This window comes from Bacillus sp. 105MF (assembly GCF_000374885.1).
Lineage (GTDB): Bacteria > Bacillota > Bacilli > Bacillales > Bacillaceae_G > Bacillus_A > Bacillus_A pseudomycoides.
This window is the reverse complement of record NZ_KB895567.1, coordinates 208,281-221,579: the sequence shown is the minus strand read 5'-3', so window position 1 is coordinate 221,579 and position 13,299 is coordinate 208,281. Positions and strand designations below refer to the sequence as shown.

General features: G+C 36.4%; 11 protein-coding genes. 9 read left to right on the top strand and 2 right to left on the bottom strand.

Translation table 11 applies throughout. The features are described 5' to 3' along the window. Nucleotides 1-25 precede the first annotated feature (25 nt). From C564_RS0106370 to pyc, 3 genes are all read left to right on the top strand, one after another. Nucleotides 26-313, top strand: coding sequence for a YlaN family protein (locus C564_RS0106370; protein WP_003199704.1), 288 nt, complete (start codon nt 26-28; stop codon nt 311-313). 123 nt (nt 314-436) lie between these two features. Then, nucleotides 437-1,615, top strand: coding sequence for an FtsW/RodA/SpoVE family cell cycle protein (locus tag C564_RS0106365; RefSeq protein WP_018764775.1), 1,179 nt, complete (start codon nt 437-439; stop codon nt 1,613-1,615). A 329-nt stretch (nt 1,616-1,944) separates the two neighbouring features. Beyond that, nucleotides 1,945-5,391, top strand: a complete 3,447-nt coding sequence (gene pyc, locus C564_RS0106360; RefSeq protein ID WP_018764774.1) for a pyruvate carboxylase — start codon at nt 1,945-1,947, stop codon at nt 5,389-5,391. Between the two features lie 75 nt (nt 5,392-5,466). Here pyc and C564_RS0106355 read toward each other — a convergent pair whose 3' ends face one another. Then, nucleotides 5,467-6,414, bottom strand: a complete 948-nt coding sequence (locus C564_RS0106355) for a COX15/CtaA family protein (protein WP_018764773.1) — start codon at nt 6,412-6,414, stop codon at nt 5,467-5,469. 500 nt (nt 6,415-6,914) lie between these two features. Between C564_RS0106355 and cyoE the strand changes: the two genes are divergently transcribed. From cyoE to ctaG, 6 genes are all read left to right on the top strand, one after another. Continuing rightward, the gene (gene cyoE, locus C564_RS0106350) at nt 6,915-7,838 is read left to right on the top strand and encodes a heme o synthase (protein ID WP_018764772.1); all 924 of its coding nucleotides are present in this window, start codon (nt 6,915-6,917) and stop codon (nt 7,836-7,838) included. A 96-nt stretch (nt 7,839-7,934) separates the two neighbouring features. After that, nucleotides 7,935-8,984: a cytochrome c oxidase subunit II gene (gene coxB / locus C564_RS0106345; RefSeq protein WP_018764771.1), complete on the top strand. Its 1,050-nt coding sequence runs from the start codon at nt 7,935-7,937 to the stop codon at nt 8,982-8,984. A gap of 60 nt (nt 8,985-9,044) precedes the next feature. Then, nucleotides 9,045-10,880: a cytochrome c oxidase subunit I gene (ctaD, locus tag C564_RS0106340; protein WP_179877643.1), complete on the top strand. Its 1,836-nt coding sequence runs from the start codon at nt 9,045-9,047 to the stop codon at nt 10,878-10,880. Further along, nucleotides 10,880-11,503 (top strand): cytochrome c oxidase subunit III, encoded by a 624-nt coding sequence (gene ctaE, locus C564_RS0106335; protein WP_003199716.1) that lies wholly within the window; start codon nt 10,880-10,882, stop codon nt 11,501-11,503. Before ctaD ends, ctaE begins: the two co-directional genes overlap by 1 nt. Nucleotides 11,504-11,506: 3 nt before the next feature. Then, nucleotides 11,507-11,845 (top strand): cytochrome c oxidase subunit IVB, encoded by a 339-nt coding sequence (gene ctaF / locus C564_RS0106330; RefSeq protein WP_003199718.1) that lies wholly within the window; start codon nt 11,507-11,509, stop codon nt 11,843-11,845. Nucleotides 11,846-11,931: 86 nt separating this feature from the next. Continuing rightward, entirely contained in the window at nt 11,932-12,837 is a 906-nt protein-coding gene (ctaG, locus tag C564_RS0106325) for a cytochrome c oxidase assembly factor CtaG (protein WP_006095795.1), read from the top strand. A gap of 32 nt (nt 12,838-12,869) precedes the next feature. Here the strand turns inward: ctaG and C564_RS0106320 are convergent, their stop codons facing one another. After that, a complete protein-coding gene (locus C564_RS0106320) occupies nt 12,870-13,235 on the bottom strand; it encodes a YugN family protein (protein WP_018764769.1) in 366 nt (121 codons plus the stop codon). Nucleotides 13,236-13,299 lie beyond the last annotated feature (64 nt).

Below are 13,299 nucleotides of genomic sequence, written 5' to 3'. Positions count from 1 at the left end.
TAGGACGGAAACGGAGGGAATCAATTTGGCGTCTGAGACAGTAGCAAATCATCAGGAAAAGGCACTTGCCCTTCTAAAAGCGGATGCGGAGAAGATTTTAAGACTTATTAAGGTGCAAATGGACCACCTTACGATGCCGCAATGTCCATTATATGAAGAAGTGTTGGACACGCAAATGTTTGGACTATCCCGTGAAGTTGACTTTGCGGTTCGTCTTGGTCTTATTACAGAAGAGCAAGGGAAAGAAATGTTAGGAGAGCTCGAACGGGAATTATCAGCACTTCATGAAGCATTTACAAACAAACAACAATAAAGGGTTCAAATAAGGGGGCTCAAACTGACTAAGTTTGAGCTTTTTATTTGTATAATAAAGCAGGAAGAATTCCAATACATATGGAATACAACAATTAAACTGAAAACAGAAAGAGGATATTGAATGAAAAAAGTATGGAAGTCAATGGATTATTCATTATTGCTTCCTCTTGCTATTTTATGTGTACTGGGAGTTATAATGGTATACAGTTCTAGCTCTATTGTAGCAATTACAAGGCATGAAAAACCGGCCGATTTCTTTTTTAATAAGCAATTATTAGCTCTAGCTATTGGAACCGTAGGGTTAGGAATTATCGTTGCTATTCCGTACCACGTTTGGAGAAAACGAATTGTTTTGTTATTAATGATGACAGGTAGTATTGGATTGCTAGCGTTAGCATTATTGATTGGAAAGAAAGTAAATGGTGCGCAAGCATGGGTGCTTGGTATACAGCCCGCTGAATTTGTTAAAATTGCTATCATTATTGTACTCGCGCGTTTCTTTGCGAGAAGGCAAGAAACTGATACTTCAGTTTGGAAGGGATCAGCAGGTACGATTATGTTTATAGGATTAATATTGTTTTTAATTCGTAAACAAAATGATTTAGGAACAGTTTTGTTAATCATAGGTATTGTCGGAATTATGTTTCTTTGTTCAGGGATTCCGATTAACAAGTGGATAAAGCGTCTTGCATTAAGCACAATTGTATGGATTCCGCTTTTATACTTAGTTGGTAATTATGCATTGAAACCTTATCAAAAAGCACGTTTTGCGGTGTTTTTAAATCCATTTGATGATCCACAGGGTGATGGATTTCAGCTGGTGAATTCCTTTATTGGAATTGCTTCAGGTGGACTGAATGGTAGAGGACTTAGTAATAGTATACAAAAATTTGGGTATTTACCTGAGCCGCATACAGACTTTATTATGGCGATCATATCTGAGGAACTTGGTTTTGTCGGTGTAGCGATTGTTTTAATTAGTTTGTTACTTATTATTATTCGTGCATTGCGAATTGCTCAAAAGTGTAAGGATCCATTTGGAAGTTTAATTGCTATAGGTATTGCTAGCCTGTTTGGGGTGCAAACGTTTGTTAACATTGGTGGTATGTCTGGGCTAATGCCTCTTACTGGTGTGCCTTTGCCGTTTGTCAGTTATGGTGGTAGTTCTTTAATGGCGAATCTATTTGCAATGGGTATATTGTTGAACTTAGGGAGTTATGTGAAACGACAAGAGAAGCAACAAAAAGAAATATATGAGAAAAAACAACAAGGTGAGCCACATCTTGTTGTTGTGAAATAAAAAGGTTTTGTGTTTGATGACACAAAACCTTTTTATTATGTTGTTTTTTAATAAGTTATACTTTGTTTGGTTTAAATAACAATAGTGTGTCATAAATATTTTAATGTGTTATACAATAAAACTGTCAGAAAAAGAAGAGTTGTGCTATACTATTTTTGTGAAACAAATTGATCAGAAAACTTATCATTTGTTAAAAAATAAGGTATGATGTATAAAAATAAGGTGAAGCTTTCCGAGTATAGTTTAGAAAAGAAAGTGAAGAACTTCACGCTTTTAGAGCGTGTACCTATTTAATCTCTAAAGTGGTAGGAAAGTAGAGGGGGAAAATCATGACAAAGCTGCAACGTATTCAAAAAGTTTTAGTAGCTAACCGTGGAGAAATTGCAATTCGTGTATTCCGAGCTTGTTCAGAACTTGGATTAAATACAGTTGCAATTTATTCAAAAGAGGATAGCGGTTCTTACCATCGCTATAAAGCGGATGAATCTTATTTAGTGGGAGAAGGCAAAAAACCAATCGATGCTTACCTTGATATTGAAGGTATTATTGAGATTGCAAAAAGCAATCACGTGGATGCAATTCACCCTGGATATGGTTTCTTGTCAGAAAATATCCAATTTGCTAGACGTTGTGAAGAAGAAGGAATTATCTTTATCGGACCAAAGAGCAAACATTTAGATATGTTTGGAGATAAAGTAAAAGCAAGAACACAAGCGCAATTAGCAAATATTCCAGTTATTCCTGGCAGCGATGGACCTATTAATTCACTAGAAGAAGTTGAAGAGTTTGCTAAGAAGTATGATTACCCGATAATTATTAAAGCATCACTTGGTGGTGGTGGCCGCGGTATGCGTATTGTACGTAGCGGTGATGAATTAAAAGAATCTTATGATCGTGCAAAATCAGAAGCGAAAGCAGCTTTTGGTAATGATGAAGTGTATGTTGAAAAATTCGTTGAAAAACCTAAACATATAGAAGTTCAAATATTAGCAGATGAAGAAGGAAATGTTGTGCATTTATATGAGCGTGATTGCTCTGTACAACGTCGTCATCAAAAAGTAGTTGAAATTGCGCCAAGCGTGTCACTTTCAGATGATCTTCGTCATCGTATTTGTGAAGCAGCGGTACAGTTAACGAAAAATGTAAATTATTTAAATGCTGGTACGGTTGAGTTCCTTGTAAAAGGTGATGACTTTTATTTCATTGAAGTAAATCCACGTGTTCAAGTAGAACATACAATTACAGAGATGATTACAGGCATTGATATTGTTCAGTCACAAATTTTAATTGCAGATGGACACGCTTTACATAGCCCAATCGTAAGTATACCAAAACAAGAAGACGTTATTGTGCATGGTTATGCGATTCAATCTCGTGTAACAACAGAAGATCCGCTTAATAATTTTATGCCTGATACAGGGAAAATTATGGCGTATCGTTCTGGTGGTGGTTTTGGCGTTCGTCTTGACACAGGTAACAGTTTCCAAGGGGCTGTTATTACACCGTACTATGATTCATTACTTGTAAAAGTAACAACTTGGGCGCTTACATTTGAACAAGCGGCTGCGAAAATGGAGCGCAACTTAAAAGAGTTTCGTATTCGTGGGATTAAAACAAACATTCCATTCTTAGAGAATGTAGTAAAACATAAAAACTTCTTGTCAGGGGAATATGATACGTCATTTATTGATGCATCACCTGAACTGTTCGTGTTTCCAAAACGTAAAGACCGTGGAACAAAGATGTTAAGTTATGTTGGTACGGTAACAGTAAATGGTTTCCCAGGAGTAGGGAAGAAAGAGAAGCCAATTTTCCCAGATGCACGTATACCAAATGTAAAACATTATGAATCGATTCAAGATGGAACAAAACAAATTTTAGACGAACGCGGAGCGGATGGATTAGTAAAATGGGTGCAAGATCAAAAACGTGTACTTTTAACAGATACAACATTCCGAGATGCGCACCAATCATTACTTGCAACACGGATTCGTACAAAAGATTTAAACCAAATTGCTGAACCGACAGCTAGAATGTTACCGAATTTATTCTCAGCGGAAATGTGGGGCGGTGCAACGTTTGATGTTGCGTATCGTTTCTTAAAAGAAGATCCATGGGAACGATTATTAGAACTTCGTGAAAGAATGCCAAATGTTTTATTCCAAATGCTTCTTCGTTCATCAAATGCGGTTGGTTATAAAAACTATCCAGATAATTTAATTCAAAAATTTGTAGAATGTTCAGCGCAAGCTGGTATCGATGTATTCCGTATTTTTGATAGCTTAAACTGGGTGGAAGGTATGAGAGTTGCAATTGATGCTGTAAGAGAGAGTGGCAAAATTGCAGAGGCAACAATGTGTTATACAGGGGATATCCATGACCCAATGCGCAGTAAATATGACTTAAATTATTATAAAAACTTAGCGAAAGAATTGGAAGCGTCAGGAGCACATATTCTAGGTATTAAAGATATGGCTGGATTATTAAAACCAAATGCAGCCTATGATTTAGTTTCTGCTTTAAAAGAAACGGTATCGATTCCGATTCACCTTCATACGCATGATACAAGTGGAAATGGTGTTTTAACGTATACGAAAGCAATTGAAGCAGGTGTTGATATTGTCGATGTAGCTGTAAGCTCAATGGCAGGTCTAACATCACAACCAAGTGCAAATACGTTATATTATGCGCTAGGTGGAAATAAAAGACAACCAGATGTTAATGTGGATTCATTAGAAAAACTTTCACATTACTGGGAGGATGTTCGTAAATATTATGCACCATTTGAAAGTGGTATGAATGCACCTCATACAGAGGTATATATGCATGAAATGCCAGGTGGTCAATATAGTAACCTTCAACAACAAGCGAAAGCAGTTGGTTTAGGAGACCGATTTGATGAAGTGAAAGTGATGTATCGCCGTGTAAATGATATGTTTGGTGATATTGTAAAAGTAACACCATCATCAAAAGTTGTTGGCGACATGGCGCTATTTATGGTACAAAATCACCTTACAGAACAAGACATTTTTGAGCGTGGGCATTCTTTAGATTTCCCAGGTTCTGTTGTGGAAATGTTCTCTGGAGATCTTGGACAACCATATGGTGGCTTCCCGAAAGAATTACAAAAAATCATTTTAAAAGGGAAAGAGCCATTAACAGTAAGACCAGGGGAATTGTTAGAACCAGTGGACTTCGATGCTTTAAAAGAAGAGTTGTTCCATAAACTTGGACGTGAAGTAACGATTTTTGATGTTGTTGCATATGCATTATATCCAAAAGTATTTATGGATTATGAAAAAGTCGCTGGGCTTTATGGAAACGTGTCTGTACTCGATACGCCAACATTCTTCTATGGTATGAGGCTTGGTGAAGAAATTGGTGTGGAAATTGAACGTGGTAAAACATTAATGGTTAAATTAGTATCAATTGGTGAACCACAACCAGATGGGACACGTGTACTTTACTTTGAATTTAACGGGCAACCGCGTGAAATTGTTGTGAAAGATGAAGGTGTTAAATCAACAGTCGCGCAGCGTGTGAAAGGGAATCGTGAGAATCCAAATCATATTAGTGCAACAATGCCGGGAACGGTCATTAAAGTTGTTGTAAATGAAGGTGATGAAGTGAAAAAAGGCGATTCCATGGCAATTACAGAAGCGATGAAGATGGAAACGACGGTTCAGGCGCCATTCAATGGAAAAGTGAAGAAAGTATATGTAAAAGATGGAGATGCGATTCAAACAGGCGATTTACTTATTGAACTAGAACAATAATAATAAAGAAAAGAGTTGCTTGAAGGCAGCTCTTTTCTTTATATAAAAATAATAACTTGCCACAGTGGCAAGTTATTAAAACGATTGTTTATTTTGCGTTGTAGTTGATGGGTGTGCCTCTTTTGCATTTGCTGTGCTACGTGTACCTAACATGACTAAATAGCATAATACAGCAAAGAGACAAGAAATAAAGAGTGAATGTAACAATGCCATTGATAAACTTGCATTAGTATAAACGACTAAAATACCAACAACTGCTTGAAGTGTAACGAGAATAAATGAGATAATCCATCCCCAATATACAACCCGGTGCTGTTTATAGTGACGAATAGCAACAATCATTGCGTATAGGATCCAAGCAAATATTAATATTGCGGCAACCCTGTGTCCCATTTGAACCCATTCATGCAATTGAGTAGGCCATGGTCTGTTTTTACTACAAAGTGGAAAGTCTGGACAAGCTAAACTTGCACGCTCGTGACGTACTAAAGCTCCTGTATAGACGACAATATAACTGTAAATTGTTACACCGTAAATATGAAATTTCATTTTTTTGTCCATAATGAGAGAACGTGCATCGAATTTTTTGTCGATTTCAAAAATAAGGCACGTTAGTAAAATGACAGAAGCAAACGAAATTAAAGAAATACCAAAATGAATAGCTAATACAGCAGGTACTTGTCCCAAAACAACTGCGGCAGCTCCCATGAGTGCTTGTGCCACTAAAAATACGAAAGATAAAACAGCTAGCGTTTTTGTTTCACGTACATGTTTATAATATTTCCAGGATAGGATACAAAGAAGTGTAACGAGAATCCCTGCCGATCCGGATGTTAAGCGGTGACTTAGTTCAATAATCGTTTCCATTGATAGATTAGAGGGAACGAGTTCACCATTACAAAGTGGCCAGGATTTACCGCATCCTTGACCTGAACCTGTTTTTGTAACTAAAGCCCCTCCTAATAAAACCCCTAGTAAGTCGAGGCTTGTAATGACTGCTAACCATTTAATAAAGCGTTGCAATCTGTTTCACCATCTTTCTGTTATGAAGTTATTGCGAAATATTTTCATTCCATCAATTTTATAGAACAAAATGCGCTACAGTCCTATGATATATAAAAAATAATAAAATAGCAAAGAAATGGAGAGAGGGGATAAAGAGTTTGGAATAAGAAAAAAATGGGATTTTAATTACATATTTTAGGAGAAATTATTTCTATTATAAAAAGAAATGGGAAGAATATATGCTAAATATGACAAAATAGTTTATTATAGAAGGTAACCTCATGTTATGATTAGGAAGTAATGGGAGAAACTTTTTTGTTATCCGACACAAAAAGTTCACGTTTTCTTCACAAATTGTTAGGGAAATATGATTTAATATACTCGAGTATGAGCGTAGATTAGTAGTAGAGTGAGAAAACAACATTTCTACTGTAATAATATTGCTATATAGAAGCGTAATACTTTTGTAAAGTAAAGACGCGAAAGAAGGATGAAAGTTTTAAGAGGGGGTTGAAATGATGAACCATGCAACAAGTGAGCTGCATGATGAGTCAGCTATAACAAATGTGCCGGAAACAACACGTGTACAAGATTTATTAGCGCTCGTTAAGATGGGGATTGTAAACTCGAATACACTTACGGTATTTACAGGATTTTGGTTGGCTTTACACTTTAATGGATTAAATGCTGTTAACCATTTGGATAAAATGTTCTTTACAATTGTCGGCTCGGCTTTAATTATGGCAGGATCATGTAGCTTGAATAACTATATTGATCGGGATATCGATCACTTAATGGAACGGACAAAAAATCGTCCGACAGTAACAGGAAAATATAAATCTGGTTTTGCGTTAACATTAGGTATGACTTTATTGCTTCTTGGTTTTGTATTCTTGTTATTTACAACACCAATGGCAGCAATTATAGGTTTCATCGGTGCTTTCACATACGTTGTTTTGTATTCATTATGGACAAAACGAGCATATACACTAAATACAGTAGTAGGTAGTGTATCTGGAGCAGTTCCACCTTTAATTGGTTGGGCAGCAGTTGATCCTAGTTTAGATCATCCAATTGCTTGGATGCTATTTTTAATTATGTTTATTTGGCAAATCCCACATTTCCTCGCGTTAGCGATGAAACGTGTTGATGAATATCGAAATGCAGGTATTCCCATGCTTCCTGTTGTACATGGATTTGATATTACAAAACGTCAAATCATGATTTGGACAGTATGTTTATTACCATTACCATTTTATATGAGTGGACTGGGAGTAACATTTATGGTAATTGCAACATTGCTTAACATTGGATGGATCGTATTAGGATTCTATGGATTCCGTAAGAAGGATGACATAAAATGGTCCGTACAAATGTTTGTCTACTCCTTGAATTACTTGACAATCTTATTTGTGTCAATGATTGTAGTTACATTCTTCTAAGACAACGACATGAGGGGATTTCTTTACGTTGAGATTTACTTTACTTACTATAAATAAAGTACAATCTAATTCACAAAGAAAGTGGGGGTTGTTTGTATGAAGAAACAGTGGCGACTGCTTTCATTCGTTTCACTGCTGGCTTTACTGTTAGGGGGATGCGGTAAAGCCTTTCAATCTACTTTAATTCCGCAAGGTGAAGTAGCAAAAATGCAATATGATTTACTCTTGTTAGCAAGTGCAATTATGGTAGGTGTCGTACTTGTAGTTACTATTATTTTCTTGTATGTAATTGTGCGTTTCCGACAAAAGAAGGGTCAAGAAGATTATATCCCAAAGCAAGTTGAAGGAAATCACAAACTAGAAATTATATGGACAGTCATTCCGATTATTCTTTTGCTGATATTGGCTGTTCCAACTGTTACATATACATTCAAACTTGCTGATGTAAGTGCGATGGAGAAAAAGAATATTGATAAAGACACAATCGTTGTTGATGTAACAGCGAATCTTTATTGGTGGGAATTTTCTTATAAATCAGAAAAGATAGTAACTTCGCAAGACCTAGTTATCCCCACAGGTAAAAAAGTATATTTGAATTTGAAAGGTGCTGACATTAAACATTCGTTTTGGGTCCCATCTTTAGCTGGGAAAATGGATACGAATACGGATAATGTCAATAAAATGTGGTTAAAGGCAGATAAATCAGGAACTTATAATGGTTTTTGTACAGAATTTTGTGGCCCATCACATTCTTTAATGCAATTTAAAGTAAAGGCTCTTGATGAAAGCGAGTACAAAGATTGGATTGCTGATATGAAGAAACTTGATGGTAAGAAGGAAGTTTCTTCTCCAAAAGAACAAGAAGGTCAAGAAATATTCAACAAAAGCTGTATTGGTTGTCATGCAACTGGATCAAATGATAGTAGACCACCTTCTGCACGTATCGCACCAAACCTAGCAAACTTTGCTGATCGCGATATGGTTGCCGGCATTGCTGAAAATAATGAAGAAAACGTAAAAAAATGGTTAAAGGATCCTGAAAATATGAAGCCAGGAAATAAAATGACTGGTAAATATGGCAACTTAACGGACGGTCAAGTAGATGCATTAAATGCATATTTGAAAACGTTAAAAGTTGAGAAGTAAAGAGGGATTATTTGCGAAGGGGAGGTTGAAAACGTGAGTTCTGTAGCAAAAAAACAGGGGATGGGTGCTGTTGTATGGGATTATTTGACGACAGTAGACCATAAAAAAATTGCCATTCTCTATTTAATTGCAGGTGGATTGTTTTTTATCATTGGCGGAATAGAGGCATTATTTATCCGTCTTCAATTAGCGATTCCAAACAATGCTTTTCTTGTTGGGGATGCTTATAACCAAGTATTAACGATGCACGGTACAACAATGATTTTCCTCGCAGCTATGCCGCTCGTGTTTGCATTTATGAACGCCGCTGTACCACTTCAAATTGGGGCACGGGATGTGGCGTTTCCATTTTTAAATTCACTTGGATTTTGGTTATTTTTCTTCGGTGGAGTATTTTTAAACTTAAGTTGGTTTTTAGGAGGGGCACCTGATGCAGGGTGGACATCTTATGCATCGTTATCTCTTGCTTCTAAAGGACATGGTGTTGATTTTTATGTACTAGGGTTACAAATATCAGGTATAGGTACACTGATTGGTGGTATTAACTTCCTTGTCACAATTATTAATATGCGTGCACCTGGAATGACATATATGCGTATGCCAATGTTTACATGGACAACATTTGTAACTTCTTCACTTATTTTATTTGCTTTCCCACCATTAACAGTGGGATTGGCACTACTTATGTTAGATCGCTTATTTGGCACAAGTTTCTTTAACCCAGCTTTAGGGGGGAACACGATTATATGGGAACATTTATTCTGGATCTTCGGTCATCCAGAAGTGTATATTCTTATCCTTCCAGCTTTCGGAATATTCTCAGAAATTTTCGCTACATTCTCTAAAAAACGACTATTTGGTTACTCATCTATGGTATTTGCAACGGTGTTAATTGGATTTTTAGGATTTATGGTATGGGCGCATCATATGTTTACAGTTGGTCTTGGACCTGTTGCGAACGCTATTTTCTCAGTTGCAACAATGGCAATTGCAGTTCCGACTGGTATTAAAATATTTAACTGGCTCTTTACAATGTGGGGTGGAAGTATCAGGTTTACAACGCCAATGATGTGGGCTGTTGCTTTTATTCCATCATTTGTAATGGGTGGTGTAACAGGGGTCATGCTTGCCTCGGCTCCAGCTGACTATCAATTCCATGATAACTATTTCGTTGTAGCGCATTTTCACTACGTAATCGTTGGTGGAGTTGTATTTGGACTATTAGCAGGTGCACATTATTATTGGCCACTTATGTTTAACAAAGTATTAAATGAAACCTTGGGGAAAATAACATTTTGGTTGTTCTTTATCGGCTTCCATTTAACATTCTTTATCCAGCATTTCCTTGGTTTAATTGGTATGCCACGTCGCTACTTTACGTATTTACCAGGCCAAGGATTAGAAACGGGGAACTTAATTAGTTCGATTGGTGCTGTATTTATGGGGCTAGGAACGATCGTTCTGTTATTTAATGTTGTGAAAACATCGTTGTCTAAAGAGAAAGCTGGCCGCGATCCGTGGGATGCTCGTACATTAGAATGGACAATGCCTGCACCTACACCAGAATACAATTTTAAACAATTACCATTCGTTCGCGGATTAGATCCGTTCTGGATTGAAAAACGTGAAGGGAATAAAGAAATAACACCAGCAGAGCCTGTTAGTGATATTCATATGCCAAACCCTTCATTTTCACCATTTGTTATATCTCTTGGATTATTTATAGCAGCATTTGGTGCGATGTACATGCAAGGTGGGAAAGATAAGTTTTGGTTATTGGTTGCAATTATTGGACTTATCATTACATTTGGTGCAATGTTCTTACGTTCAGTAATTGATGATCATGGTTATCATATTCATAAAGAAGATTTAGATGATAAGGGGGGCACGGCGTAATGCATGTAGAGGAAAAATTAACAAATGAAACGTTTCCAGCAGAGCCTGAAAAAGCAACCCTTGAGGGGAAAAATAAGTTTGTTGGATTTTGGCTATTTCTTGGAGGCGAAACTGTATTGTTCGCTTCCTTATTTGGCACATATTTAGCGTTAAAAAATTCTACAAACGGTGGCCCCACTTCTCAAGAAATGTTTCAAATGCCACTTGTCTTTATTATGACGATGCTTTTGTTAACAAGTAGTTTAACAAGCGTGTATGCGATGTATCATATGAAGAACTTTAACTTTAAGCAAATGCAGCTTTGGTTACTTGTTACAGTACTATTAGGATTAGGGTTTTTAGGGTTTGAGATTTATGAATTTTATCATTATACACACGAATTCAAACATACGATGAGAAGTAGTGCATTTGGTTCAGCGTTTTATGCGCTTGTTGGAACTCATGGATTACACGTATTGTTCGGATTATTATGGATCTTAACATTAGTTTTTCGGAATGCGAAGCGCGGGCTGAATTTATATAATGCTCCAAAGTTTTACGTTGCATCTATTTACTGGCACTTTATTGATGTAGTATGGGTGTTTATTTTCACTGTAGTATACTTGATGGGAATGGTGGGATAAACAATGGCGATAAAGCAAACAAATACAAGTAACTCAAAAGTAGATCTTGTTTATCGTAGAAAAAAAAGTGCTGAGGAAATGAGACATCAAGTGATTACATTTGGTCTAATGATTTTCTTAACGATTGTAGCTTTTGTGGCAGTCGCTTATCCGAAAACATTTAGTCCTCTTTTCTCTGTACCATTTATTTTACTATTAGCTGTTGTTCAAGTAATATTTCAATTGTATTATTTCATGCATATGAGTCATAAGGGACATGAAGCAGCAACCTTTTTCTTATATTCTGGATTATTGATAGGGTTGTTAACCATTTTAGCTTTTATGACAATTGTTTGGGTTTAAAAAGTAAAGGATGGGGAGCTTGAAGTTATCTTCGCTCCCTTTTTCCTATGAGGGTAAGGAGTTCATATTGAAAGGGTGGGTGTAAAATGGGCAACTTATGGATATTTGGTTTTCAAGCTTTATGGAGCCCGATCTTTTTACTTTTTATGGTGTCTATCCTTATCTGTTACTTTCTTATTATCGGGCCGTATAGAAATCGGTTCGATAATGCAGAAAAGGTAAATAAAAAGCAAATGTTTTATTTTACGACTGGGATTATCCTGTTGTATCTTGTAAAAGGTGGGCCTATTGATTTACTTGGACATATTGTATTTAGTGCACATATGTTTGAAATGGCAGTGATGTACATCGCTGTACCACCATTATTGTTATTAGGGATTCCAGTTTGGTTATACACATATATTACCTCTTTCCGTTTTATCCAAGTGATATTGATTATGTTTACAAAACCGCTTATTGCTCTGTTTGTATTTAATGGATTATTTTCTATTTATCATTTGCCTGTTGTTTTTGATGCTGTAAAGCAAAATCAAGTTGCTCATCCTATTTTTCTTGCTGTTTTATTTTTTACAGCAATGATGATGTGGTGGCCTATGCTAAATCCATTACCGGAGTATCAAACATTAAGTGAAATAAAGAAAATTGGGTACATGTTTGCGAACGGTGTATTATTGACACCAGCTTGTGCGCTAATCATATTTGCTAGTGAATCGTTGTTTGCTACATATACGGATCCGAGTGCGTGGATGAAAGCGATGGAGCTCTGTGTACCTGCAGGAACATTGAGTGATTTAAACATAACCGGACCAGAATTTTTACATTGGATGCCGATTGTGCAAGATCAACAAACAGGCGGTATCATTATGAAAATTGTCCAGGAAATAGTGTATGGTACAATTATTGGCTATGTGTTTTTTAAATGGGCACGTAAAGAACGTAAAAAAGATGAGGAGCAACTACAGAAAGTGCCTCCTTATTTGCAACCAAAATAAAGAAGGTGTATCACATGGATACACCTTCTTTACTATTCTATAACTGCAAATTCCTTTAGTTTTTTTTCAATATTTTGCAAGAGTTGTTCGCTTTTTTGGATTACGTTTGCAGGGAAAACTTCATTTTCACCATATTCAACGCCATGTGGATAGTAATGTTTTCCTAACAATGGTGGAAGTAATTTAACTTGTGCATGGCGTCCTCCGATTTCCCCTTCTACCGCAAAGCCTTGTATCCGTAAATAATATACATCCTTCAATATTTCAAATTTATAGTCATATGTAACCCGCTCATAGTCCCACTGTCCAGCAAGTACAAAACGTTGATTTTGCATAACTTCCGTGAGCAGTGTAAAATCAATGGTCGCCCCTATAAGTTTTGAATTTGTAAATTGCATGGAATACCTCCTCATCTTTATTTGAAAACCTTTAATTTTATAATAGTATGAATAATGAGAAATC